Genomic DNA, 25,862 nt, shown 5'->3' with positions numbered 1-25,862 from the left:
CCTTGCTCGGCCCCGAGTTTAGGCCGATTGACACGAACTCACCCACTATAGCCCCTTTACGACGCTGTTGTTCCTCGCATGTTGATGTCCGGCGCTTTGTAGCAGACGGACGGTATTTTTCGCATGAAAATGTGTGGGTACCGTATACTTAAGCGGTTACAACGACCCCTATGGAGGAACGTATGATTAAAGAGCTTTGCCACGACGAGGCTATCCTGTCCCAGCGTTGCGAGGTTGCGACCGTCGAGGACGAGTCGGTTGCTCAGGACCTGATCGATACCATCAAGTCGCTCGACGATGCCGGCTGCTTGGCCGCTAACCAGATTGGCGTTACCAAGAAGGTTTGCGTCTACCTGGACGATGCCGGCGAGCCCCACGTGCTCTACAACCCCCGTCTGGTGTTTGGCCTGGGCGCCAGCAAGATGGAGGAGAGCTGCCTGACGCACGAGGAGGTCACCAAGTCCACGCGCTATATCAAGTGCAAGGTCGCTTATGACGTGATCGTCGACGGCAAGATGCGCGAGCGCAAGCAGGACTTTGTGGGCTTCGAGGCGCAGATGATTCAACACATGATTGACCACTGTCTAGGAAAGTTGGTCTAAGGGGACCAAAGCACCGCACTTCGTCTCTTTTGGTCCGGACGTGACATTGTTGTCATGTCCGGGCTTTTGTGTTTAGCGCCTTTTTGTTTGGTGACAATAACCTTAGCAGGAACGTAAGGCTAGGAGGCGCCATGTGTACGAGCATTCGATTTACCGATGATTCCGGCCACATGTATCTGGGACGCAACCTCGACTGGAGCTTTGACTACGGCCAACAGGTTCGCGTGATGCCGCGCGGGTTTCACATTCCGTATTCGTTTATCGACGACGCGACAGCGGCACACGCGGTGATCGGTATGTGCATCGATTACAAGAACTATCCCATGTTTTTCGATTGCGGTAACGATGCGGGTCTGGCTGTGGCGGGGCTCAACTTTCCCGGCTATGCCGAGTATGCCGAGGGCCCGGTTGATGGAAAGACCAACATCGCGGCCTATGAGTTTCCCCTCTGGGTGGCAGCGACGTTCTCGACGGTCGATGAGGTCGAGGCCGCGCTGCACGATACGGTGATTGTCGCCAAATCTGCCGGAGAGGGGCTGGGCGTGTCGCTGCTCCATTGGATTATCGGCGACAGCCAGCGTAGCATCGTGGTCGAGATGATGGCTGACGGCCTGCATGTATACGACGATCCGGTCGACACCCTTGCCAATCAGCCCGCCTTCCCGTGGCACATGGAAAACCTGCGCACCTATATCACGGCCACAAGCGATTTTCCGCAGACGGCGACATGGCGTGGCGCCGAGCTCAAGCCCTATGGCGCGGGTGCCGGCATGCGCGGTATTCCGGGTGACTGCTATTCGCCGAGCCGTTTTGTAAAGGCGGCGTACCTCAATGCCAATTACCCGCAAAAGGAGAGCGAGACCGAAAACGTCGTCCGCATGTTCCGTTCACTCGAGGGCGTGGTGATGATTGAGGGGGCGTCCAGGATGGGCGATGGCAAGTTCGAGAAGACTATCTATACCGGATGCTTTAGCGCGCGCACGGGCAATTATTACTACGCGATGTATGGGGATCCGTCGATTCGCTACGTGAGCCTGATGGATGCCGAGGGCGCGAGCCCCGATAGGCTCGTGGTTCCCGAGCCGCGTCGTTCGTAGCCGTTAGCTTTACTGCAATGCAAATCGGCCCTGCGTCTCCCGTGAGATGCAGGGCCGCTGTCGTTGATTTGTGACGTCGCTAGAAGTTGGCATCGTTGAGCTGTTCGCTCTCGAGGCCGTCGAGCTGTTGCTGTTCGGGCATATCGGCGACGCTCTCGAGCAACTCGGTGGGATCGACGTTCATGTCCTTACCGGCTTCGTTGCCGTTGACCAGGTCGTCCGAGAAGATGTCGACTTCCATTTCCTCGGCCTCTTCGATCAGGATCTCGAGCGGCACCTGGGTGCGTACGAGCTTGACTGCCGGACGCATGCGGGCAAAGAGCGGTACGTACTCAATGATGATGGCCGAGTTCTCGAGACCATACCAACGTGCCGGGCTTCCGCAGGCGCGGCGGACGGCGTACTTGATGGCCATCACACGGTGGTCGTTGCGGTTGATGTCCGTTTCGGGGGCAAGCATCTTGCGCAGCATGCAAAAACGGAAGTCGCCCACGTTGCCGCGTGTCTCGTAGATAGAGTAGGTGTGATGCTGCGGCGGCAACTCACCCGATGCCATCAGGTCGCCAACGATCTGGCGCAGGTAGGCATTAACGCGCTGGTTGACCTTAAAGCCCAGGTCCAGGCGCACGCGGAACAAAAAGTCCGTGCCAAAGGTCTCGACGGAATACTCGTGCGTATAGGGCTCATCGGTGACATGCACGTTAATGAACCAATATGCCTTGGCGCGCTTGGGGTGCTTGTCCAGGATGGAATAGAGCACGTCGCGGTCGAGCGTGAGCGGGTCGGGGCTGTTGGTGAGGAACACCAGATTGTCGGCGAGCACGGGGTAGGTCTCGTCATTGCGCAGGCGATTGAGCTGGTCGATGTACTTGGAGACGGGCAGCAGGATCGTTTGCGTGCGCTCGATGGCGGTGCCGCGGCGCCACACGTACATAAGGCCGAACAGCAGCGCGGCCAGGAAGATCATGACGTAGCCGCCGTCAAAGAACATGGTGAGGCACGAAGCGAAGAAGCACAGCTCAATGGCACCAAAGAGCAGGGCGAAGACGCAGGCACCCAGCTTGTGCTTGAGGATGCCGGCGATGTAGCTCGTCAAAAGCGTCGTGGTCATGAGCATGGTCACGGTAATGGCGAGGCCGTAGGCGCTCTCCATGCGCTCGGAGTTTTGGAACAGCAGCACGATGAAGATACAGCCGACCCACATGATGTTGTTGACGAGCGGAATATAGAGCTGGCCCTTGGTGTCGCTGGGGTAGTGGATGCGCAGGTGCGGCATGAGGTTGAGGCGCGTGGCCTCGGATACCAGCGAGAACGAGCCGGTGATGAGCGCCTGCGAGGCGATGATGGCCGCCACGGCCGAAAGCACGATGGCAAAGGGGCGCAGGGGCTCGGGAAGCATCATGTAGAACGGGTTGACGATGTCCATCGCGAGCATCTGGGGATTGGAGTTGTTGGCGAGCAGCCAAGCGCCCTGACCCAGATAGTTAAGGATGAGCGCTGCCTTTACGAACGGCCAGGATGCGTAAATGTTAGCCTTGCCCACGTGACCCATGTCCGAATAGAGCGCCTCGGCGCCGGTCGTCGACAGGAAGACAAAGCCGAGCACCATGATGCCCGAATGGTTGATGGGCGAGAACAGGAACATGATGCCGCGGATGGGGTTGAGCGCGCGCAGGATGGACAGGTTGCCGAGCGTGTTGAACAGGCCGGCGCCCGCCAGGAACAGGAACCATAGCGTCATAAGCGGGCCGAACAGTTTGCCGATTGACGAGGTGCCGGCGCGCTGCATGGCAAAAAGACCGCAGATAATGATGATGGTAATGATGATGACGTTGGTCTGGCCGTCGCCCAGCAGCGCATGGCCCCATTCGATGGTGCGCAGACCCTCGATGGCTGTGGTGACCGTGACGGCGGGGGTGAGGATGCCGTCGGCAAGCAGTGCCGCACCGCCGATCATGGCGGGCAGAATCAGCCACGGTGCCACCTTGCGTACGAGGCTGAACAGGGCGAAGATACCGCCTTCGTTGTGGTTGTCGGCCTTCATGGCGATTACCACGTACTTGACCGTGGTCACGAGCGTCATGGTCCAGATAACGAGCGAAAGCGCGCCCAAGATCATGTCCTCGCTAACGGTACCGATGCCGCCGTTGTTGGCGACAATTGATTTCATGGTATACATGGGGCTCGTGCCGATGTCGCCATAGACGACGCCGAGCGTTACGAGCAGCATGCCAGCGGAGAGGGGAATGGTTCCATGCCCGCCTTGACCACGCTGGTCATGGGGGCTTGCCTCCAGTTTGTCGTGTGCCACGTGGACTCCCTTGGACATCCGGTTATCTGTCTAGGACAGACAATCTTTATGCCGTCTTTATACATACAAGAGCAGTTTGGCACATCGGGGTGTTTTAGACAATAATCCCCAGCTGGGGATTATTAATATACGCAGGTGGCATTTCAAAGCAGGGGCTTTTAAGCGCGTGCCGCTTGGGCGATGCTTGCTTTGGTGTCTGCGCGTTTGCCGGCGAGTTCGCAAAAGAGCGCGCCGCCGATGATAAGTGCGGCACCCATCAGGCGGACCGGTGTTATGGTTTCGCCCAAAAGGACGGCCGAGAACACGACGGCCGAAAGCGGCTCGAGGTAGCCGACGACGGCGACGGTCTGCACGGGCAGTTTGGCGACAGCACTAAAGTAGAGCAGGCAGCCAATGCCGGTGTTGACAATGCCGAGCATGGCAACGGCGCGCCAATCGATGCCGGCGGCAATGCTGGGGGAGAGGAACGAGGGGGCACCCTGCGTGAAGAGCGTAAGGATCAACGCGGTTACAAAGGCGGCGCTCACCTGGAGCGCGGAGTTCTCGAGACCCTCGATGTGCGGCGCACCCTTGCTGGCGATGACCATCAGTGCATAGCAAAATGCCGAGGCGATGCCGCAGACGATGCCCGCAATGGGCATGTTGCCGCCTAAACCTTGCGCTGCAATGAGAAAAGCGCCGCAGGCGACGGCGATAAACCCGGCGATTTTGCCACCGGTCAGCTTTTCGCCAAAGATGAGCGGGGAGAGCGCCATGACAATGATAGGGCCGCAGTAGTACAGCAGCGAGGATATGCCGACGCCGATCGTCTGGTAGGCGCGGAACAGAAAAATCCAGCTGGCGCCCAGTGCGGCTCCCGAGAGGAGGAGGGCTGCGGCTTCGCGGGGGCGAGATGGCGCCTGCAACTTATGGCGTTGGGTGATGGCGAGGACGGTGACAAGCGAGAGTGCGCCCAAAAACGTGCGTAGTAGCACGATTTCGGAGCTCGGCAGCGCGATGGCAGCGGCGATGATGCCGTTGGAGCCAAACAATAGCAATGCTGCTAGGTACGTAAACAGTCCGTTGTTCATGCGCTGACATCTCCTCTATATCCGAGCATGTTCACTATGGGTGAACTGGCTTTAGAAGAAAAGCGAATATAATGCATGGATGACATGACAAATACTCATGCAATGGTGGGGACGTGCTGTGGAGACCAATATCCAAAAGATGCAAGTGCTGCTCGAGACGGTACGCGCCGGCAGTTTTACGCGCGCCGCCGAGCGGCTGAGCTATTCGCAGTCGGGCGTGAGCCGTATGGTGGCCGATCTCGAGGCCGACTGGGGCTTTAAAGTGCTCGATAGAAGCCGCGAGGGCGTGGTGCTTTCTGCCGACGGGCGGCAGGTCATGCCGGCGGTCGAGGCGTTATGCGAAGAGTTTGGCCGCCTGCAGCGACGCGTGGACGAGATGCGAGGGCTCATGCGAGGCAAGATCTGTATCGGTACGTTTTCGAGTGTGGCGACCCATGTGCTGCCGCCGGTGATCGCGCGGTTTCGCGCCGATCATCCGGACGTCGATTACGAGCTGTTGATGGGTGATTACTCCGAGATAGAGCAATGGGTGGCGGAAGGCCGCTGCGACCTGGGCTTTATTCCGCGTGAGCCACGCGGCGCCGGCATGGCGTCGCGGCCGTTGGTGCAAGACGAGCTGATGGCCGTGGTGCCAGCGGACTCCTCGCTTGCCACCGCGGAGGTCGTTTCCCTTGCCGATTTGGCCAACGAGCAGTTTATTCTGCTGGAACGCGGTGGCGACGACGAGATTACGCCGCTGTTTCGCCGCGCGGGCCTGACGGTGCGCTCAAAACTGTCGACCTGGGATGACTATGCGATTATGGCCATGGTCGAGGACGGTCTGGGCGTGAGCATTCTTCCGGCGCTCATCTTGCGCCGCTGCCAGTTCGATATTGCCGTGCGCCCGCTCGAGGGACATCCTCATCGCCAGATTAATGCCATATATCGCACGGCTGACGTTTCTCTTGCGGCGGCTCGTTTCCTTGAATATCTCTAAAAGCGCGTACCTGTTGTCCACTTTGGGACAATTCTCGGGGCTCGGTACATTTTCTTATGAAATTGAACTTTCGGATAATGCGTCGCGCTATACTGCTGCCTAAATTGAACTCAGGTTCAATTCGTGTTCAGTAAATTGAACTTTGCCAGCAAGGAGGTTCTAGTGGCCCAAGAGACGTTTAGCGATCGCCTGCGACAGACTATGTCCGATCGCGACGTTCGCCAGTCGGACGTAATCCGCGCATCGGAGATGCTCGGCAAAAAACTCGGCAAGAGTCAGATGAGCCAATATGTGAGCGGCAAGACGATTCCGCGGCGCGATGTGGCAGAGCTGCTCGCCCGCATTTTGGAGGTCGATGTTACCTGGCTGCTTGCCGGTGACGCCGACCAAGGTGAGACCCCTCCGTCCCGTAAAGTTGCCAAATCCGAACCTAGTCCCTCAGCTCAAATTCCAAGGAGCGCCACCATGCGTACTTTTTCTAAATCCACCAAGCTCGATAACGTCCTGTATGACGTGCGCGGTCCCGTCGTCGACGAGGCTGCCCGTATGGAGGACGAGGGTGAGCGCATCCTCAAGCTCAATATCGGCAATCCGGCGCCCTTCGGTTTCCGCACGCCCGACGAGGTCATCAAGGACATGCGCCAGCAGCTGCCCGACTGCGAAGGCTATTCCAACTCGCGCGGCCTGTTCTCTGCGCGCAAGGCGATTATGCAGTACTCGCAGATCAAGGGCCTGCCCAATGTTCAGATGGAGCACATCTACACGGGCAACGGCGTGTCCGAACTTATTCAGCTTTCGATGAACGCGCTGCTCGACAATGGCGACGAGATTCTGATCCCCAGCCCCGACTATCCGCTCTGGACGGCGTGCGCGACCCTTGCCGGCGGCCATCCTGTGCACTATCTGTGCGACGAGCAGGCCGATTGGTATCCCGACCTGGAGGATATGGAGTCCAAGATCACGAGCGCGACCAAGGCCCTCGTCATCATCAACCCCAACAACCCCACGGGCTCCGTTTACCCGCGCGAGGTGCTCGAGGGCATCGTCGAGGTTGCGCGCAGGCACCAGCTCATGATCTTTGCCGATGAGATCTACGACCGTCTGTGCATGGACGGCTACGAGCACGTCTCGATTGCCTCGCTCGCTCCCGATCTGCCCTGCGTCACCTTTAGCGGCCTTTCCAAGTCGCATATGATCGCGGGCTATCGCATTGGCTGGATGGTGCTTTCGGGCAACCAGCGCTGCATGAGCGACTTCATCATGGGCGTCAACATGCTCTCTAACATGCGCCTGTGCTCCAACGTGCCGGCCCAGTCGATCGTCCAGACGGCGCTCGGCGGACATCAGTCGGTCAACGACTACATCCGTCCCGGCGGCCGTGTCTACGAGCAGCGCAACTTTGTGTATGAGGCGCTCAACAAGATTGACGGCATCTCGGTGGTTAAGCCGCGTGCGGCGTTCTACATCTTCCCCAAGATGGATGTTAAGAAGTTCAACATCACCGATGACGAGCAGTTTGCCCTCGACCTGCTGCACGAGAAGAAGATCCTGATCACGCGCGGCGGCGGTTTTAACTGGGCCGAGCCCGACCACTTCCGCATCGTGTACCTGCCGCGCATGGAAGTGCTCAAAGAGTCCCTCGAAGATTTGGCCGACTTCTTCGATCACTACCGCCAGAACTAGTGGGATAGAAGCTCCGCACTATGAAAAGCTCCCTGCAGTTGTTTTGCTGCGGGGAGCTTTCTTGAATCGTCGGAACTATATAACGATTCCTTGGCAGTGGTCGATTTCGTGTTGGATGATCTCGGCGGTGTAGCCCGAGAAGTTTTTGATGCGGTGGACGAAGTTCTCGTCCAAATACTCCACCTTAATGCGGCGATAGCGGGTGCAGGGACGCTCGCCGACGAGAGAAAGACATCCTTCGCTCGTCTGGTAGGCATTGACCTGCTCAAGAATTTGAGGGTTGTACATCAGGAGTGTCCTGTTGCCGTCCTTTACGCAGATGATGCGTTTGCGCACGCCGATCATGTTGGCGGCGAGGCCCACGCACTCGCGCTCATGCTCGTGGAGTGTATCTAGGAGATCCTGCCCGGTCGCGGCGTCTTCGAGGCCGGCGTCTTCGGAGGGCAGGCGTAAAAAGAACTCGGACTTCATGATGGGTTTAATCATGGCGGGCTCCTCATGTCTTATGCTTTCGTGGACTTTTAATAATAGCGCGGAAGGAAAGCCATGCGTCCGCGTTACAATCTTTCGATGTTGGACCATGTTGCCAGATTCGTCGTGTACGGCGTCTGGCGTAAGTCTAGGGCTCATTTTTCGCCCTGGACCGTTCCTCTGGGGCGATGCGACTGTCGTTCCAAGAGGAAGGAAATGCATGGGGAGCAAATCTCAGCAACAAGTTCAAGTAACGCCATCGGCCTCTGCGGCGATTCTCGTCGTAATGTATATTGCAGCCTTTGTTGCCGCGTTTAACGAGAACATCATTAACGTGGCGTTGCACGACATTATGGCAGCCTTTTCGGTGAGTGCCACCACGGCACAGTGGCTCGTTTCGGGCTACATGATCGTGACGTCGATCTTTACGGCCATCATGGCCTTCCTGTCCGGCCGTTTCTCGACGCGCAAGCTGCTGTTTTTCGCATGCGGATGCATGGTCGCCGGCGAAGTCCTGTGCCTGTTCGCTCCGTCATTTAGCGTTTTGCTGCCAAGCCGTATTTTGCAGGCTGCGGGATCGGGCATCTTGTTCCCGCTCATGATGAACGTGGTGCTGTCTTGCGCTCCGCGCGAGAAGCTCGGTCTGTATCTGAGCCTGGGCGGTGCCTGCATTACGCTGGGGCCGGCGTTTGGACCCGTGATCAGCGGTCTTATGCGCACGTTGTTTGGCTGGAGGGCGGTGTTCGTAGTGCCGCTGGTGGGCGGCATTGTGGTCGCTGCGGCGGGCGTAAAGCTTGTTCAGAATGTCGGAGAGCGTTCGAATGCCACGCTTGATATTCTGTCGGTTGTTTTGCTCGCTGCCGGTATTACGGCATTTGTGTATTCCGTAGGCGAGTTCTCGACCAATCTGATTGCCGGCATCGTGACGCTCTTCGCCGCCCTTGTGCTGCTCGGCCTGTTTGCGGCCCGTCAGCTCAAGCTCGAGCATCCGGTGCTTAACGTGCGTCCCATGGCGAGCGTTCGTTTTTGGCCTGCGTGCCTGCTTGTGGTGGTGTCGATGATGACGACGTTCTCGATGAGCGTTTTGTTGCCGCTCTATTTTGAAGGTGCCTACGGCATGACCGCACTTGTTGCGGGCCTGCTCATTTTGCCGGCGATTGCCTGCAACGCCGTGACCTCGATTGTGGGCGGACGCGTGATGGACGCCCGTGGCGCATGGCCGCTGCTGCCGGTCGGCTTTGCCCTGATTGCCGTGGGGCAGACTGCAATCTCGATGACGGCGGCAAGCATGAACATCGGCGTCGTCGTGGCGCTGACCGTTGTGGTGTATGCCGGAGTCGGCCTGGTGCTGAGCCCCTCGCAGACGGCCGGCTTGGAGACGCTTCCTGCCGCTGAGCATCCTCACGGAACGGCATTGCTCAACACGTGGAACATGATTGCCGCATCGTTTGGCCCGTCGCTGTTTATCGGCCTGCTCTCGAGTTCTGCGGCGACTGCCGGCACCGCTGGCGCTGCGACGGACGTTGCCCAGGCGATTGGATTTGCAACTGCCGTGCGTGTGGCGGCTGTAATTGCCGTGGTCGGGTTCGCGGTGTCGCTGGTGTACGCTCGTCGCGAGTCGCACATGTCGCATTAATGTGTGCACATAGATTCTGCAGCTAGATTGACGGACGACACCATAAACTAATGGACGTTTTGCCGAGAGGCATGAATGTTTAAAGCGCAAAGAGTGCGCGACGGGCCCCGCGAATGGGGCGATGATGCCCGAGAGGGCCAAGAAGGAGTCTCATGTCTGAGAACGAAGAGATCATGAACGAGACCGAGAACGAGACCATGGCTGCCGAGGTTGAGGCAGTCGAGACCGTGGAGACCGAAGCTGCCGAGGTTGAGGCTGCTGACGAGGTTTCCGCCGAGGAGGAGGCCGAGGTTGTCGAGGCCGCCGTTGATTACGATGACGAAGAGCTGATGGACAAGATGCAGAAGGCAGCCCGCCTGCTGCGTAGCCGTCGCTTTGCTATTTCCAAGGAGGAGGAGGCCAAGGCCGAGCGCATGGCGAACATCGAGCGCGCCATCAAGCTTCTTGACCTCAAGCCCAAGATGGAGCAGAAGGAAATGTCCGACCTGCTGGGCATGCGCCTTCGTGAGCTCGATGGCCTGATGGCCGAGGCCGAGGCTGCCGATCTGGTCGGCCGCATCGACGACGCCGAGGGCGATATGCGCAAGATCGTCGTCTTCGCTGTCGAGGATGCCGCTGAGGGCCTGGTCGAGCTTGCCAACAAGAAGGAGAAGCTCCTGCCCGAGCTTTCTTACGAGGAGGCCACCGAGCTCATGGCTGCCCTCGACAAGGTTATCGCCCCGCTCGTCGCCATGGGCCTGGACGAGGACCGCGGTCCTCGCGGCGGTCGTGACGATCGCGGTAGCCGTGGCGGCGATCGTGGCGGTCGCGGTGGCTTTGGCGACCGCGGTCCTCGCGGCGGTGACCGTGGCGGTCGGGGTGGCGATCGCGGTGGCCGCGGCGGCTTTGGTGACCGTGGCGGTGACCGTGGCGGTCGCGGCGGCTTTGGTGGCAACCGTGGTGGCTATGGCGACCGCGGCGGCAACCGTGGTGGCTTCGGCGGCAACCGTGGTAACGACCGTGGCGGTCGCGGTGGCGACCGTGGCGGCCGCAACGGTGGCGGTTTCCGCGGCAACCGTTTCTAGGGGTTACGCGGTTCTACGAACCGCGTAACTAGTTGACGCTGCGCGCCCACCAGAGCGACAACTTGTCATTCAAAGAGGACGGCATGACCAGAAGGTCTATGCCGTCCTCTTTTCATGCCAATTTATTCGCTCTGGCGGGCGCTCGCTGTCGGTACCAAAACATCAGCGTTGCCTTGATTCAAACTTGCCAAAAGGTAGTCATTGGGGACGTTCTTAAATGACTAGTCGTTGGGGACGTTCTTGTTTGACTAGTCGTTTAAGAACGTCCCCAACGACTACATAGCATGAGAGTGGATAATCTCCCGGTTTGAGCCTGCATTCAAGCTCAAAGTGGGAGATCATCCACTCTCGTTTCGTTTGTTGATTTCGATGCCTACATTTGTAGGAACAGTTCGTGGAGGCGGGTATCGTCGTCGAGCTCGGGGTGGAAGGTTACGCCGAGCTGGTTGCCCTGACGGGCGGCGACAATACGACCGTCGACTTTCGCTAAGGCCTTGGCGTCGCCGTGGACCTTGACGATGCGGGGCGCGCGGATAAACGTCAGCGGCACTTCACCGTCGATGCCGGCTATTTGCCCCTTGGTTCGAAAGCTGCCGAGCTGCCTGCCGTAGGCATTGCGCTCGACAAGTACATCCATGGTTGCCAAACGCGGCGTGCCCTTATCGTCATGGGCGGCAAGGTCGTGAGCCAGTAGAATCAGGCCGGCGCAGGTGCCCAGGACGGGCATGCCTTCAACAATGTGGGTGCGAAGCTCATCGAGCATGCCGAGCTCGGCAAGTAGCTTGCCCTGAACGGTGGACTCGCCGCCGGGAAGTACCAGACGGTCAAAGTCCTGCTTCAAATCAGCCGCCTGCCTCAGCTCAATACAGTGTGCGCCAAGCTCAGCTAGTCTTGCCTCGTGCTCGGCAAAAGCGCCTTGGACCGCCAGCACGGCGACCGTCTGGTCTGCATAATCGCTCATGTGCGATCCTTTCTGCTGGACTAGCGCCCGCGCTCTTCCATGATAATCTCGATCTCGTCGGCGTTGATGCCCACCATGGCCTCGCCCAGGTCCTCCGAAAGCTCGGCGATGAGCTTGGCATCGGTGAAGTTTGCCACGGCCTTGACGATGGCGGCGGCGCGCTTGGCCGGGTCGCCGCTCTTAAAGATGCCCGAGCCCACAAAGACGCCCTCGGCGCCCAGCTGCATCATCAGCGCGGCGTCGGCGGGGGTTGCCACACCGCCGGCGGCAAAGTTCACGACGGGAAGCTTGCCCGTGGCGTGGACCTCGCGCACCAGCTCGACCGGAACCTGCAGTTGCTTGGCTGCCTCAAAGAGCTCGTCGTCGCGCAGGGCAACAACGTCGCGGATCTGCTTTTGGATCTTGCGCATGTGGCGTACGGCCTGGACCACGTCGCCCGTGCCCGGCTCGCCCTTGGTGCGAATCATCGTGGCGCCCTCGGCAACACGGCGCAACGCCTCGCCCAGATCGCGGGCGCCGCAGACAAACGGCACGTCAAACTGGGTCTTGTCGATGTGATAGACGTCATCGGCAGGGGAGAGAACCTCGGACTCGTCGATGTAATCGATCTCGATGGCCTGCAGGACCTGCGCCTCGACGATGTGGCCGATACGGCACTTGGCCATAACGGGGATGGAGACGGCCTCCTGGATGCCCTTGATCATCTTGGGGTCGCTCATGCGTGACACACCGCCTGCGGCACGAATATCGGCCGGGATGCGCTCGAGTGCCATGACGGCGCAGGCGCCTGCCTCTTCGGCGATGCGTGCCTGCTCGGGCGTGGTGACGTCCATGATGACGCCGCCCTTGAGCATCTGCGCGAGCTCGCGATTGAGTTTGACGCGATCGGCCTTGCTGGTCTGTTCTGCCATGGTTGCTCCCTTGGTTGGCATGTGCATTGCTTGACGGAACATCCTATCGGGGAGCTGGGTATGGCGAAATACTCAGTTTTCGAGATAATTACAAGGTCAGATTAATACCAGATTGAATGACTTGATAAGGTCAGGTGACAAACACATGCTTGACTACAATTTTGAAAAACGCGGCGAGGCCTCGCTTTATGAGTATGTTTACCAGCAAATTCGAGATGATATCGTTGCTGGACGTATTGCGGCGGGGGAGCATCTTCCGTCCAAGCGCGCCTTTGCCAGTCATCTGGGAATCAGTGTCATTACTATCGAGAATGCATATAGCCAGTTGCTTGCCGAGGGCTATATCTGCTCAATGCCGCGGCGTGGCTACTACGCTTGTGAGCTTCCGGATGCACCGGTTTTGCCTTTGGTTACGGGGGATATCGATCGCGATGCTGCCTCTGTGGACCCCAGCGCGCATGATGCCGATGGACAGGCCGAGCGATTCGATGCACTTTCTCCTTCCGCGTTGGAGGCGGCGCGGCTTTGGCAAAGCGCGCTACGGGCGACGCTGGCATCCGAAGACGAACGAGAAATCTTTTCGACCGCGCCGGCGCAGGGCACCGCTCGGCTACGACGCGCAATTGCTCACCATCTGCGCGGGACAAGGGGCATGAATGTCGACCCCGACAACATCGTTATCGGTGCGGGCGCTCAGCTGCTCGATACCATGTTGGTTCAGTTGCTTGGCGCGGACAAGGTGTATGCCGTTGAGGACCCGGGCTATTTGCGCCTGACGCGCATCTATCAGGCTATGGGCTGCAAAGTTCGACATATCCCGTTGGATGATGAGGGCGTGGACTTGGGCGCTCTGCAGAAAACTGGGGCCGATGTCCTTCACCTGATGCCGTCCCATCAGTATCCGACCGGCCTTGTGACGAGCATAGCGCGTCGCTACGCGCTGCTCAGCTGGGCCGCCGAGCGACCAGGTCGGTATCTCATCGAAGATGACTTTGATTGTGAGTTTCGCCTTGCCGGCAAGCCGATTCCCGCGCTCGCGTCGATCGATGCTGCTCAGTCGGTTATCTACACCAACACGTTTTCGAAGAGCCTTTCATCGGCGTTGCGTCTAGCGTACATGGTGTTGCCCGACCGGCTAATGGAGCGGTTTAGGCGCAACCTTGGTTTTTACGCCTCGTCGGTGAGCTCTGTTGACCAGGTAGCGTTAGCGCGTTTGCTGGAATCGGGTGATTACGAACGGCATGTGAACCGCGTACGCGTTCGTGCTCGCGAGGCGCGTGATGGCCTGACGGCGCTTGTGCGGAAGGCGTTTCCGGCGGGGGAGGTCTCAATCGAACATGCGGACGCGGGCCTTTACTGCACCGTGGTTGCGGAGTGCGGAGCGGGTGGAAGCTCTTTTGTGCGGGCCCTCACGCGCTCGAGTATCCCTTTTGTCGATATCAGCGACTGTTATTGGTGTGCCGATGGCGCATCTGCCCCTGAAAACTCAAGTCAAATTCTTGTCCAGTATGACGATCTGAGTCCAAAAGTGCTAAATATCTTGGAATTGCAGCTCATGGGGGCACTCTGCAATCTAAGTGAGTAGACTTTTGGCACTTTGGTGACCAGGCCGTTTTGTAACAAGCTATCTACCTGCGGTTTTGAAAAGCAGAATGACCGGCCTGCTCGGGATGTTTAAAAAAGTCTACTCACTTGCCGCGCAAAGCTTCTGCATGTAAAAAAATGGGGTTTTCAACAGGGCTTCGTCCAGCTTTTGGCAAGCTTTTGGCCAGTTGGAGAGGGCTGTTGAAAACTTGACAGTCCGTTCGGCGCCATTTTCGGTGCGTTCGCGCCACTGCGTGACTGACTGGGTTGAAATTCGTGTTTTCCTGTGCCTATGAAAGATCTACTTTGTGACATATCGGCTTTTAGGTACTGGCGTTTGCCCCCTCAGGTCCGCGCTCTGTGTCCGCCGCTTCCACGGCCGGAAGAAGACCGGCAGCGATATGGCCTCGTCCGTAACCCGACGGCTGCGGTTGTACTTGGCTTTCCGTTGTATACATTGGTTCGGACGAGAAACAAACGGACTTGCCCTGCCAGCATTAGGCAGCGGCTGTTTCTTGGTGAGCTCCCCAGGGAATCCGTGCTGGAAACGGAGCATGGATTTTTGATCACGTCTCCTCTGCTGACGGCATTCATCATGTCGCGGCATCTGACGGATCTTCAGCTTCTTTTGGTATTGGCGGAGATGTGTGGCTTGTTTGCGGTGTGCGCTCTGCCGGCGGCACTTGAGGCGGAGCTTAGGCGTGCAATTGATTCAGGTGCGATTTCGACAACGTTCGGTTGGGTGCGCTGCCCGTCCGAGGACGGCACTGCCTCAAATTTATGGCGTCGAGACGCTTTGGTTTTGGGCGGAGACCTTGACCGTTTTTGTTCAGATGTTTGCGGGATGCGTTACGGCAATAGATTTATGGCGGTATCACAACTCGTTCCATTGGGTGCCGCGTCGCCTTTTGAGGTCGAGGCGTATTTGTTGCTTGGACTGCCGCGAGCCTTGGGAGGCGAAGGGTTTTGCGGTATAGAGCTCAATGTCGAAGTGACGTTAAGCACAAGTGCTCGAGTGATTGTGGGAAAGTCCCGTGTGTATATCGATCTACTTTTGTCTTCGCCGGACGGCAGGCGACAGGTGGCTATTGAATGTCAGGGAAAGGCCTCGCACGGACGCGCAGGGGATGGCTTGCGTGACGCTGACCGCATGACAACCCTTCAAGCCATGGGCTACGATGTACTTCTCCTGACACACAGACAGATATCCGATGAGGATAGATTCCGCGCGATCGTTAAGGCCGTATGCAGGATGCTCGATGCTGAATATCGTGATAAAAGCTCAGATGAGCAAAGGGCTGAGACATTACTCCGGTCTGAACTATTCGTTGACTGGACAAAATTGGGAGTAATCGACGGAAAGATGACCGTTAGACGCAAAACAGCTCGATCGTGGACGGCTGCGGTTCTAAGTGAGTAGACTTTTGGCACTTTGGCGACCAGGCCGTTTTGCAACAAGTCATTTAGCTGCGGCTTTATAAAGCAATATGGATGGTGTGCTCGGCAAGTTCCAAAAAGTCTACTCACTTAGTTTTTGACGAGAAACCGATGCCTAAGGTGGTCTTATTTCAGGGAGTTAACAAGTTCGTGAGGCACGAAAAAGGCCCGAACCGTGCGGTCCGGGCCTCATCGAGCTAGAGATTGTCTCTCAGGCGGCTGTCTTAGCCAAAGTAGCGCTTGAGCAGGCCGGCGAAAGCCTTGCCGTGGCGGGCCTCGTCGCGAGCCATCTCGTGCACGGTATCGTGGATGGCATCGAGGCCAGCGGCCTTGGCGCGCTTGGCAAGATCGGTCTTGCCGGCGGTGGCGCCGTTCTCGGCCTCAACGCGCATCTCGAGGTTCTTCTTGGTGGAGTCGGTCACGACCTCGCCCAGGAGCTCGGCGAACTTAGCGGCGTGCTCGGCCTCCTCGTGGGCAGCCTTCTCCCAGTACAGGCCAATCTCGGGGTAGCCCTCGCGATGAGCGACGCGAGCCATGGCCAGGTACATACCGACCTCGGAGCACTCGCCCTCAAAGTTGGCGCGAAGGTCGGCAACGATGTCCTCGGAGACGCCTTCCATCTTGGCGACGCCCACGACGTGCTCGGCGGCCCACTCGAGCTGGCCCTCCTCCTGCTTCAGGAAACGAGAACCGGGAACGCCGCACTGGGGGCACTTGAAGTCCTCGGGCAGCTGGTCGCCGTCGAACTCTTCCACATAACCGCAAACGGGGCAAACAAACTTCATGATTCGATCCTTTCGATCGATGGCGATTGTGCGCTCGTCCGGTCCCGTAGGGGCCCTCTCCGGACGTGCGTCTTGACGAGTTCTATTATCCATAAATGCAACCAAATGTGAAGCCTATTAGGAATGATTTTTAATAAAACAATTTTGAGATATGAAGATGTTGATTGATTAACGATTGGCAAGCCGTCTTTGACCGCCGCTGAGTACAATCGGTCGAGCAAATGTTGACCTATCAACAAATATAGGAGTTTCCTTTATGCATCTAGCCCGTCGTGCCTGGTGCCGAACATATCAGACGGTTTTTCGCATTGCATTGCCGATCCTGCCCTATACCGAGCCGCACATTTTGGAGCATGCCGAGGATGTGCCCGCGGTGCTTCAAAAGCGCTCGATCCAGAAGGTCCTTATCGTGACAGACCCTGGTATTGCACGTTTGGGGCTCACGGCATCGCTCGAGCGTGCGCTTACGGCTCAGGGGATTGGCGTTACGGTCTATGCCGAAACGCGTGCGAACCCCACGGTCTCAAACGTGGAGGAAGCGGCGGCGCTGTATCGAAAGAGCGCCTGCCAGGCCATTATCGGCTTTGGCGGAGGATCAGCCATGGACTGCGCCAAGGGTGTGGGGGCGCGCATTGCGCAGCCAAACAAGCCCATCAACAAGATGCGTGGCCTGTTGCGTGTCCACCGTCTCCTGCCGCTGCTTATTGCGGTTCCCACTACCGCCGGTACGGGAAGCGAGGTCACGCTTGCGGCGGTTATCACCGATGATGAGACGCACTATAAATACCCCATTAACGATTTTGTGCTCATCCCGCGTTTTGCGGTGCACGACCCCGAGTTTACGCGCGGGTTGCCTGCCTCCATTACGGGGCAGACGGGCATGGACGCCCTGACGCATGCTGTCGAGGCCTTTATCGGCCGTAGCACCACGCCCTACACGCGCAAGATGGCGCGTCAGGCGGTCCAGCTCATCCGCAACAATTTGCTCGAGGCCTATGAGCATGGCGACGACATGCGTGCGCGCCGCAATATGCTTTCGGCGGCGTATAAGGCGGGCGTTGCGTTTACCCGCTCCTATGTCGGATATGTTCATGCCATCGCGCACAGTCTGGGCGGCCGATACGGAATTCCGCACGGTTTGGCCAACGCCATCATCCTGCCGCATATGCTTCGCGCCTATGGCGAAACTGCTGCTCCTAAGCTCGCCGATCTTGCTCGCATGGCGGGCATTGCGCCGGCTACCGCGCAGGACAGTCTTGCGTCCGAGGCCTTTATCGATTGGGTCGACCGCATGAACGAGGCCCTGGGAATCCCCAAATATGTCTCGGGTATTCGCCGCTCCGATATTCCGCAAATGGCGTCCCATGCCGATGCCGAGGCCAATCCGCTATACCCTGTTCCACTTTTGATGGACCGTTTGGAACTCGAGCGTATGTATGAGGTCATTGCGGGTGGTATGTTTGAGGGCGAGAACTAGGAGGGCCCATGAATACCGAGGAAATCGCGCGCATTGTCGGCGAGCAGCGCGCCTATTTTAAGACGCACGCCACGTTTGATGTCGATCCTCGACGTCGCGCCCTCGTGCGCCTGCGCGATGCGGTGCGGGCGCACGAGGCCGATATCGCCCATGCGCTCAAGACCGATTTGGGAAAGTCGCATGACGAGGCATATATGTGCGAGATCGGCACGTCGCTTTCCGAGATTCGACATCAGATTGCGCATGTGGCCCGATGGAGCCGTCCGCGCCTGCGTCCGTGTGACCTTGCCAACGCTATTAGCGTATGCAAAACGCAGCCGGTTCCCTATGGCGTGACGCTGATTATGGCGCCTTGGAACTACCCGTTTTTGTTGACGCTCGAGCCGCTCGCCGGCGCGCTCGCTGCGGGTAATACCGTTGTTATCAAGCCGAGTGCCTATGCGCCGGCTTCGAGTGCGGTGCTCAGACAGATCTGCGAGGAAGCGTTTGATCCGCGCCTGGTGACGGTCGTCGAGGGCGGACGTGCCGAGAACGAGGCGCTGCTCGATGAGTGCTGGGACAAGATCTTCTTTACCGGCAGCGTTCCGGTCGGCAAGCTTGTCATGGAACACGCGAGCAAAAACCTCACACCCGTGACGCTTGAGCTGGGCGGCAAGAGTCCCTGCATCGTGGATGCCACGGCAAACTTGAAGGTGGCGGCACGGCGTATCGCCTTTGGCAAATGGCTCAACGTGGGGCAGACCTGCGTGGCGCCCGACTATCTGCTGGTTGACGCGCGCGTGCACGACGAGCTGTTGGGCCTCATCAAGGAGGAAGCCCGCCGCATGTTTGGCGAGCACCCGCTCGACAACGAGGACTACGGCCATATCGTCAACGCCAAGCATTTCGCGCGCGTGCGCGGGTTGATCGACTCCGACAAGGTTGTGCTGGGAGGTGCGGCGCGCGAGACCTCGCTCAAGATTGAACCGACGATCTTGGACGGCGTGACGCCCGAGGATGCCGTAATGCAAGAGGAGATCTTCGGTCCCATCTTGCCGGTGCTGACGTTCGAGAGTCTGGATGAGGTCGAGACGTTTATCACGGATCGTCCGACGCCGCTGGCCCTGTATATCTTTAGCCAGGACCGAGCGGTGCAACAGCGCTTTGTGCGCTATGTGCCCTTTGGCGGCGGCTGTGTTAACGACACCATCATGCATCTGGCTACGAGCCATATGGGCTTTGGCGGCATGGGTGCAAGCGGTATGGGGCAGTACCATGGCCGCGAGAGCTTCGATACGTTTAGCCACAAGAAGAGCATCGTGAACAAGGCAACGTGGCTGGACGTGCCGTTTCGGTATGCGCCCTACGCAAGCTGGAAGCACAAGTTCGTGCGCATGTTTGTACATTAGAATCAGATGGCATAGGGCAAACAAAATGGCCGCCCCCGCGTAAGCGAAGACGGCCACTTCTCACGATGAAAACGTGTATCGGAGTTGGCAAGACCCGCTGCAACGGGTGCCATCCGTACTCCTATCTTATCTGCAAGCGCTCTGTCTCGCAAGCGTTGCGAGACAGAGCGCTTGAAAGACGCAGGCAGGATGAATTTGCGTCCGCACGAGTTCGTAGACTTCTCTGTAAGGTTAAACGCCGGGTATTCCGGCCGTTAGGGGAGTTGCCATGTACGAGCCTTCGCGTGTTCTTCTGTCGTTTCACATCGCAGGATTTCAATATGCCGACGGTGCCTTGGTTCTGGGCGATCTTAAAGCGGGCGATAAGTTGACGCTGTGTGCCGAGCGCGATAATCCCCATGACCCCGAGGCGGTTGCGATCTATTACGGCAACACCAAGCTTGGCTATGTTCCGGGAAACGAGGTCGGCCCGCTGTCCTTGATGATGTATTACGGCCATGAGGACGTTTTTGAGGCTCGCGTGCAACAGGTTGCTCCCGAGCGCAGTCCGTGGCATCAGGTGCGCGTTGGCCTCTACGTGGTGGATGCTCGCTAGTCGGCAATGGAGGCTGCCATGTTTGATGACGACGACCTGTTCGATCTGACGGATGACCCGTTTGAGTGGGATATGCTGCTCGACGATGATGAGCTTGAGCAGGACCGTAAGAAGCGGCAGGACAAGAGCGCTCAGGGTGACGCTTCGAAAAAGCAAGACAAACGCCGCCGCGGACTGTTTAGCGGTCTCTTTGGGTAACCGTCGCATCGCTGCGTCTGTATACTTAGCACGAGTTGAACGCGTTGCGAAATGAGGGTATAGACGATGATGTGGTTTACCGCCGACCTGCACCTGGGCGATACGAATATCCTGCACGATATGGATCGACCGTTTGGCTCGGTCGAGGAGATGAACCGCAAGGTCATCGATGCCATCAATGAGTGCGTGGCTGCGGATGACCGCCTCTATATTCTGGGTGACTTTACCTATCGTTTGCCCCTGGCGGAGGCGGTGCGCCTGCGCGAGCGTATCGAATGCCAGAACGTGACGCTCATCCGCGGTAACCATGACGGCGACTGGGAAGATTCCGACGTACCGCAGATTTGGGAAGACGTGCGCGATTACCTGGAGATTGCTCCCGGCTATGCCAAGGGCCATCGTCTGGTTATGAGCCACTACCCCATGCTCAGCTGGAATGGTAAGGCGCGTGGCGCCATTATGCTGCATGGGCATATCCACAGCAGGGGTGACCGCACCAACGCACGCAACCGCGATCGCGAGCGCCCCATTTACCGCTACGATGTGGGCCTCGACGCCAATGACTACAAGCCCGTAAGCCGCGACGAGATTCTCGGCTTCTTTGGACTGTAATGCTCGAACCACCACAAAGGGGACAGGCACCTTTGTGGTGGTTCTGGCGCCGTTGCCATTATGGCAGCGGCGCCTTTTTTGTCCGTGCGACGCGGTAGAGTGTAGGCGGTCGAAATTTGCGTCCATCGAGGAGCTGCTATGAACGAGATTAAGTGCCCGCATTGCGGCGAAGTATTTAAGGTCGATGCGTCCGGCTATGCGGACATCGTCAAGCAAGTGCGCGATGCCGAGTTTTCGCGCGATCTGGATGAGCGTGTGAAGGCAGTCCAGCGCGAGGGCGAGCAGGCGCTGGAGCTTGAGCGCTCGCGTTCGACGGCTGCTTTGCAGGAGGCGGAGTCTCAGCGCAACGCTCAGCTTGTCGAGCAGAAGAACGCTGCGGCTCAACAGCTGGCACAAGAGGTCGCCAAGCGCGATGCTGAGCTTGCCGAACTGCGCGCCAAGCTCGAGGGCGCTGCCGCAGAGCGCGAGAACGCAAGCCAGCGCGCGGCGGTTGAAGCCCGTGCCGACGCTCAAAAGGAGAACGCCGAGCTTCAGCACGAGATCGACAATTTGCGTGCGCAGTTGGGGCGCAAAGATGACGAAGCAAAGCTTGCCGAAGCCGCGGTACGCAATGCGACTCAAAATGACCTCGCCGTGCGCGATGCTCAGATTGCGGAGTTACAGGCAAAGCTTGCCGCCGCAGATAAGGCTCAAGAAATGGCGCTCGCAACTGCTGCGGCCGAGGCGCAGCGTAAGCTCGAGGCTGCGCAAAACGAAGCGAATCGTAAGCTTTCCGATTACCAGACAGAAGTGCGTGAGAAGTTCTCGAATGCTAAGACTCAGTCCGAGCGCGAGGCCGAGGGCCTTCGTGCACAGCTTCGTGAGCAAGAACTTTCTGCAAAAATGGAGCTGTCGAAGGCAGTCGCCGCGGCGGAGCGAGAGCGCGATGAGGCGCGTGCCAGACTGACGAGCGAGCTGGCGGTGCGCGATTCGCGCGAAGAGCAGGCCAAGGCGGCACATGAGCTCGAGCTTGCGCAGGCCAAGCGCGCGAGCGATGACCTGATTCGCTACAAGGATGAAGAGATCGAGCGTCTTAAGGACATGAAGGTTCGCCTGTCCACCAAGATGGTGGGCGAGTCGCTCGAGCAGCACTGCGAGACCGAGTTTAACCGTTTGCGCATGACGGCATTTCCCAACGCGTACTTCGAGAAGGATAACGATGCGTCCGAGGGTACCAAGGGCGACTTTATCTTCCGCGAGTGCGACGCGAGCGGCAACGAGGTCATTTCGATTATGTTCGAGATGAAAAACGAGAACGACGAAACCGCGACCAAGCATAAAAACGAGGATTTCTTTAAGAAACTCGACCACGATCGTCGCCAGAAAGGCTGTGAGTACGCGGTGCTCTGCACGCTGCTCGAGCCCGAGAGCGAGCTTTACAACGCGGGAATCGTGGACGTGAGCTATCGCTTCGAGAAGATGTATGTGATCCGCCCGCAGTTCTTCATTCCCATCATTACGCTGCTGCGCAATGCCGCCATGGGTTCGCTTCGCTATAAGCAGGAGCTGGCGGAGTACAAGCAGCAGAATATCGATGTCACGAACTTCGAAGCCAAGATGGAGAAGTTCAAGAACGATTTCGGCCGCAACTACGAGATCGCGAGCCGCAAGTTCCAAACGGCAATCGATGAGATCGACAAGACGATTAGCCATCTGCAGAAAACCAAGGAGGCGTTGCTGTCCTCCGAGAACAATCTGCGCCTAGCCAACAAGAAGGCCGACGATCTTACCATTCGCAAGCTCACGTGGGGCAACAAGACCATGAAGGCGGCGTTTGACGAGGCGCGCGAGGCTGCGCCGGAGACAAGCGATGCGCCAGCCGAGGCGGATTCGTATGAGGTCGAGGATGCCGAATAGGGTATAGCGGATAGTGCAAAAGCGGGGCCGCTGGCGATGTTGCCAGCGGCCCCGCTTCGTTTCGTCCCATTCTGTTCGGCTAGTCCTCGAGCAGGTCCTCGATAAAGCCGACGCGGTAGTTTTTGAAAATGACCTCGCCGCCGTCTTGTGTGGCGTCCAGATCGACATCGCCCATGATGCCAAAATCGTGGTCGCCGTCCTCGTCGGCAAAAATCTGGTGCACGTGCCATACGTGCAGCGTCTTCTCGTCGGACTCATCGATGGAAAACATCGCGGCGCTGCGGGCGTCTCCGTCGGTGAGGATTTCCTCGTGCTGATCATGGTAGGCATCGAGCGCCTTTTGCCAGCGGATCTCGCTCATGCCCCAGTCGTCGTCGAGCTCGCCCAGGTCGCGCACGTGCTCGCGGGCGGCAAGGGTCACGCGGCGGAAGAGCGCGTTGCGCACCAACAGCGTGCAGCCGCGGCGGTCCGCCACGACCTCGTCGATGCCCTGCGGCGGCGCGGCGTCGAGGGCTGCCGGGTTGCCGGCGTTCTCCCACTCGTCCACCAGACTCGAGTCGACCGAGCGCACCACAAAGCCCAGCCACGAGATAATGTCGCGCAGGCGCTCGTCGCGCTTCTCGATGGGCACGGTGCGGTCGAGTGAACGATAGGCTTCTGCCAGGTAGCGCAGCAAAATGCCCTCGGAGCGGGCGATGCCGAGCTTTTGAATGTAGCCCTTAAAATCGCTCGCGCTTTCCAGCATATCGCGCAGGACGCTCTTGGGAGAGAGCTGGTAGTCGTTTGCCCAGGGTACTTCCTGGCAGTACTTGTCAAAGGCGGCGTCGAGCAAATCCTCGAGCGGCTTTTCGTACGTGACGTCTTGAATGCGCTCCAAGCGCTCCTCATATTCGATGCCGTCGGCCTTCATCTCGGCCATAGCGCGATCGCGTGCGGCGCGCTCCTGTGCGCGCAATACCTGCTTGGGGTCCTCGAGCGTAGCCTCGACCATCGAGATGAGGTCCATGGTATAGGTCTCGCTCTCGGGATCGAGCAACTCCAGCGCGGCAAGCAAAAACGGCGAGAGCGGCTGGTCGAGCGCAAAGTCCTCGGGCAGGTCGACCGTCAGCGCATAGTCGATGTCCGGCACGGTGTCAGCCGGAGCATCGGGTGCGGGCGGCACCTCGGTGCGCACGACGACGCCGGAGTCGATGAGCGTGGCGAAGATCTCGTCGGCACGAACCTCGAGCTTTGCCTTTTCCTCGGGCGTTTGCAGGCTTGTCTCGATGAGGTCGTGCACGCGGGCACGGGCATCGCCGCCCTGCTCGACCACGCTAATCACCATGGAGTGCGTGATGCGCAGGCGCGGCTTGAGTGTCTCGGGCTGCGTCTCGATCAGGCGCTCAAAGGTCTGCTTGTTCCAGGAGACAAAGCCCTCGGGGGCCTTTTTCTTTTTAATCTTGCGGAGCTTTTTGGGGTCGTCGCCCGCCTTGGCCATAAGCTTGGCATTCTCGATCTCGTGCTCGGGCGCCTCGGCAATCACCATGCCCTCGGTATCGAAGCCCGAGCGGCCGGCGCGACCGGCAATCTGATGGAACTCGCGGGCGCGCAGACGACGCATCTTGTAGCCGTCAAACTTGGTGAGCGCGGTGAGCACCACGGTGTGGATGGGTACGTTGATGCCGACGCCGAGCGTATCGGTACCGCAGATGACGGGCAGCAGACCCTGCTGCGCCAAACGCTCGACCAGCAGGCGATAGCGCGGCAACATGCCAGCATGGTGCACGCCGACGCCGCATCCGAGCAAGCGCTTGAGAATCTTGCCAAAGGCCGTGGAGAAGCTCGTGCCCTTGGCGGCTTCCTTAATGGCCTCGCGCTGCTCCTTGCTGGCGATGCCAAAATTGGCGAGCGACTGCGCCGTCGCAAGGGCGGCATCCTGGCTAAAGTGCACGATATAGAGCGGGGCCTCGCCGCGGCGCATGGCGAGCTCGACCGTGCCCTCGAGGGAGGTCGTCACATAGTCGTAGCTCAGCGGCACGGGGCGCGGGGCATCGACGACCAAGTCGCAGGTAGCGCCGGTGTGTTCCTCGAGTGAGGCGGCGATGGCAGTGACATCGCCGAGCGTGGCGCTCATGAGCATGAATTGCGTGTGAGGCAGGGTGAGCAGCGGTACCTGCCAGGCCCAGCCGCGATCGGGGTCGGCAAAGTAGTGGAACTCGTCCATGGCGACGCAGCCAACATCGGCATCTTCGCCCTCGCGCAGCGCGTCGTTGGCAAGGATCTCTGCCGTGCAGCAGATGACGGGTGCCTTGGTGTTGATATGCGTGTCGCCGGTGATCATACCGACGTTATCGCGGCCGAGCACCTGTACCAGATCGAAAAACTTTTCACTGACCAGAGCCTTGATGGGGGCCGTGTAATAACAGCGCTTGCCCTGCGCCATGCCCATAAAGAGCATGCCCAGCGCGACGAGCGATTTACCCGATCCGGTCGGAGTGCCCAGAATGACGTGATCGCCGGCTGCCAGGTCCATGAGGGCCTCTTCTTGGTGATCCCACAGCTCAATGCCGCGATCGCTCGTCCATTCAAAGAAGCGTTCGAAGGCCTGGTCGGGCGTGAGCCATGGTTCGGGCTCGCTGCCGTCCTCGGGCTCCCACCAGGTGGGGGAGAGCGCGCCGAGCGAGCCGAACTCGGCTTCGGTTCCCGTGCCGCCCGAGAATGAGCTGGCGGCCCCGGCGCCGGAGACGGTGCTGACGGCGGTATCTGTCGTGGTCTGTGCCATGTGTTTGCTTTCTCTCGCGATTGTCCGCCAACTATTATGGCGTAGCGTCGCATCGATGCGTTCGCAGGCAAGAAAATGCAGGAAATGGGCGTTCTGCCCAGCCGTTTGGTGCAGTTGCCAGCTAAGTGAGTAGACTTTTTGCAATATCGCGAGCACATGGCTTTTGCGCAAGGGCTCTACCTGCACTGATAATTGTCCTTGGGGGAAGCGGGCACTGCGGGGGCGCGTCAACAGCGCGCGATTTCCGCGTCGCAGCGCTACCCTGATGCCGAACGCCGGGACGATGACCCACCGACCTGCTGACGCCTCTTCGGCCGTCCTCAAATCCGACCTGTCTCGCCCCGGCT

General features: G+C 58.9%; 21 protein-coding genes. 14 read left to right on the top strand and 7 right to left on the bottom strand.

Going from position 1 to position 25,862, the window contains the following annotated elements; translation table 11 throughout:
- Positions 1-182: 182 nt before the first annotated feature.
- Both AB5750_RS04635 and bsh read left to right on the top strand, forming a co-directional pair.
- Positions 183-602, top strand: a complete 420-nt coding sequence (locus AB5750_RS04635; RefSeq protein WP_117746174.1) for a peptide deformylase — start codon at positions 183-185, stop codon at positions 600-602.
- 131 nt (positions 603-733) lie between these two features.
- Positions 734-1,699, top strand: a complete 966-nt coding sequence (gene bsh, locus AB5750_RS04630) for a choloylglycine hydrolase (RefSeq protein WP_368145588.1) — start codon at positions 734-736, stop codon at positions 1,697-1,699.
- A gap of 79 nt (positions 1,700-1,778) precedes the next feature.
- Here bsh and AB5750_RS04625 read toward each other — a convergent pair whose 3' ends face one another.
- Together AB5750_RS04625 and AB5750_RS04620 are read right to left on the bottom strand one after the other, a co-directional pair.
- Positions 1,779-4,028 carry a KUP/HAK/KT family potassium transporter gene (locus tag AB5750_RS04625; RefSeq protein WP_368145589.1) on the bottom strand — a complete coding sequence of 750 codons (2,250 nt, stop codon included), beginning with the start codon at positions 4,026-4,028 and terminating at the stop codon, positions 1,779-1,781.
- Positions 4,029-4,168: 140 nt separating this feature from the next.
- Entirely contained in the window at positions 4,169-5,080 is a 912-nt protein-coding gene (locus AB5750_RS04620) for a DMT family transporter (protein ID WP_368145590.1), read from the bottom strand.
- Positions 5,081-5,198: 118 nt separating this feature from the next.
- Here AB5750_RS04620 and AB5750_RS04615 point away from each other — a divergent pair, with 118 nt between their 5' ends.
- Positions 5,199-6,056, top strand: coding sequence for a LysR family transcriptional regulator (locus AB5750_RS04615; RefSeq protein ID WP_368145591.1), 858 nt, complete (start codon positions 5,199-5,201; stop codon positions 6,054-6,056).
- Positions 6,057-6,257: 201 nt separating this feature from the next.
- Positions 6,258-7,739: an aminotransferase class I/II-fold pyridoxal phosphate-dependent enzyme gene (locus AB5750_RS04610; protein ID WP_368145605.1), complete on the top strand. Its 1,482-nt coding sequence runs from the start codon at positions 6,258-6,260 to the stop codon at positions 7,737-7,739.
- A gap of 75 nt (positions 7,740-7,814) precedes the next feature.
- Here the strand turns inward: AB5750_RS04610 and AB5750_RS04605 are convergent, their stop codons facing one another.
- Positions 7,815-8,225 carry a peptide deformylase gene (locus tag AB5750_RS04605; RefSeq protein WP_368145592.1) on the bottom strand — a complete coding sequence of 137 codons (411 nt, stop codon included), beginning with the start codon at positions 8,223-8,225 and terminating at the stop codon, positions 7,815-7,817.
- Positions 8,226-8,430: 205 nt separating this feature from the next.
- On the opposite strand from AB5750_RS04605, the gene AB5750_RS04600 reads away from it, so the two are divergent.
- Entirely contained in the window at positions 8,431-9,846 is a 1,416-nt protein-coding gene (locus AB5750_RS04600) for an MFS transporter (protein ID WP_368145593.1), read from the top strand.
- Between the two features lie 152 nt (positions 9,847-9,998).
- Positions 9,999-10,910 carry a hypothetical protein gene (locus AB5750_RS04595; RefSeq protein WP_368145594.1) on the top strand — a complete coding sequence of 304 codons (912 nt, stop codon included), beginning with the start codon at positions 9,999-10,001 and terminating at the stop codon, positions 10,908-10,910.
- Between the two features lie 373 nt (positions 10,911-11,283).
- Here the strand turns inward: AB5750_RS04595 and pdxT are convergent, their stop codons facing one another.
- Positions 11,284-11,871: a pyridoxal 5'-phosphate synthase glutaminase subunit PdxT gene (pdxT, locus tag AB5750_RS04590; RefSeq protein WP_368145595.1), complete on the bottom strand. Its 588-nt coding sequence runs from the start codon at positions 11,869-11,871 to the stop codon at positions 11,284-11,286.
- A gap of 20 nt (positions 11,872-11,891) precedes the next feature.
- Positions 11,892-12,782, bottom strand: a complete 891-nt coding sequence (pdxS, locus tag AB5750_RS04585; RefSeq protein ID WP_022094325.1) for a pyridoxal 5'-phosphate synthase lyase subunit PdxS — start codon at positions 12,780-12,782, stop codon at positions 11,892-11,894.
- 145 nt (positions 12,783-12,927) lie between these two features.
- On the opposite strand from pdxS, the gene pdxR reads away from it, so the two are divergent.
- Together pdxR and AB5750_RS04575 are read left to right on the top strand one after the other, a co-directional pair.
- Positions 12,928-14,367, top strand: a complete 1,440-nt coding sequence (gene pdxR / locus AB5750_RS04580; protein ID WP_368145596.1) for a MocR-like pyridoxine biosynthesis transcription factor PdxR — start codon at positions 12,928-12,930, stop codon at positions 14,365-14,367.
- A 537-nt stretch (positions 14,368-14,904) separates the two neighbouring features.
- Entirely contained in the window at positions 14,905-15,786 is an 882-nt protein-coding gene (locus AB5750_RS04575; protein WP_368145597.1) for a hypothetical protein, read from the top strand.
- Between the two features lie 241 nt (positions 15,787-16,027).
- Here AB5750_RS04575 and AB5750_RS04570 read toward each other — a convergent pair whose 3' ends face one another.
- Complete coding sequence (locus AB5750_RS04570; RefSeq protein ID WP_022094328.1) at positions 16,028-16,588, bottom strand: ferritin family protein; 561 nt, start codon at positions 16,586-16,588, stop codon at positions 16,028-16,030.
- Positions 16,589-16,844: 256 nt separating this feature from the next.
- On the opposite strand from AB5750_RS04570, the gene AB5750_RS04565 reads away from it, so the two are divergent.
- The 6 genes from AB5750_RS04565 to AB5750_RS04540 all read left to right on the top strand — a co-directional run bounded on the left by AB5750_RS04565 (position 16,845) and on the right by AB5750_RS04540 (position 22,754).
- Positions 16,845-18,065 carry an iron-containing alcohol dehydrogenase gene (locus tag AB5750_RS04565; RefSeq protein WP_368145598.1) on the top strand — a complete coding sequence of 407 codons (1,221 nt, stop codon included), beginning with the start codon at positions 16,845-16,847 and terminating at the stop codon, positions 18,063-18,065.
- Between the two features lie 8 nt (positions 18,066-18,073).
- Entirely contained in the window at positions 18,074-19,453 is a 1,380-nt protein-coding gene (locus AB5750_RS04560; protein ID WP_368145599.1) for an aldehyde dehydrogenase, read from the top strand.
- Positions 19,454-19,721: 268 nt separating this feature from the next.
- Complete coding sequence (locus AB5750_RS04555; RefSeq protein WP_117655201.1) at positions 19,722-20,048, top strand: HIRAN domain-containing protein; 327 nt, start codon at positions 19,722-19,724, stop codon at positions 20,046-20,048.
- 18 nt (positions 20,049-20,066) lie between these two features.
- The gene (locus AB5750_RS04550; RefSeq protein WP_368145600.1) at positions 20,067-20,246 is read left to right on the top strand and encodes a hypothetical protein; all 180 of its coding nucleotides are present in this window, start codon (positions 20,067-20,069) and stop codon (positions 20,244-20,246) included.
- Between the two features lie 66 nt (positions 20,247-20,312).
- Positions 20,313-20,858 carry a metallophosphoesterase gene (locus AB5750_RS04545; RefSeq protein WP_368145601.1) on the top strand — a complete coding sequence of 182 codons (546 nt, stop codon included), beginning with the start codon at positions 20,313-20,315 and terminating at the stop codon, positions 20,856-20,858.
- 138 nt (positions 20,859-20,996) lie between these two features.
- Positions 20,997-22,754 carry a DUF2130 domain-containing protein gene (locus tag AB5750_RS04540; protein WP_368145602.1) on the top strand — a complete coding sequence of 586 codons (1,758 nt, stop codon included), beginning with the start codon at positions 20,997-20,999 and terminating at the stop codon, positions 22,752-22,754.
- A 79-nt stretch (positions 22,755-22,833) separates the two neighbouring features.
- Here the strand turns inward: AB5750_RS04540 and AB5750_RS04535 are convergent, their stop codons facing one another.
- Positions 22,834-25,515, bottom strand: coding sequence for a DEAD/DEAH box helicase (locus AB5750_RS04535; protein WP_368145603.1), 2,682 nt, complete (start codon positions 25,513-25,515; stop codon positions 22,834-22,836).
- Between the last annotated feature and the right edge of the window lie 347 nt (positions 25,516-25,862).

Source organism: Collinsella aerofaciens (assembly GCF_040926185.1).
Classification (GTDB): Bacteria; Actinomycetota; Coriobacteriia; order Coriobacteriales; family Coriobacteriaceae; genus Collinsella; species Collinsella aerofaciens_BC.
This window is presented reverse-complemented; position numbering and strand designations above follow the sequence as displayed.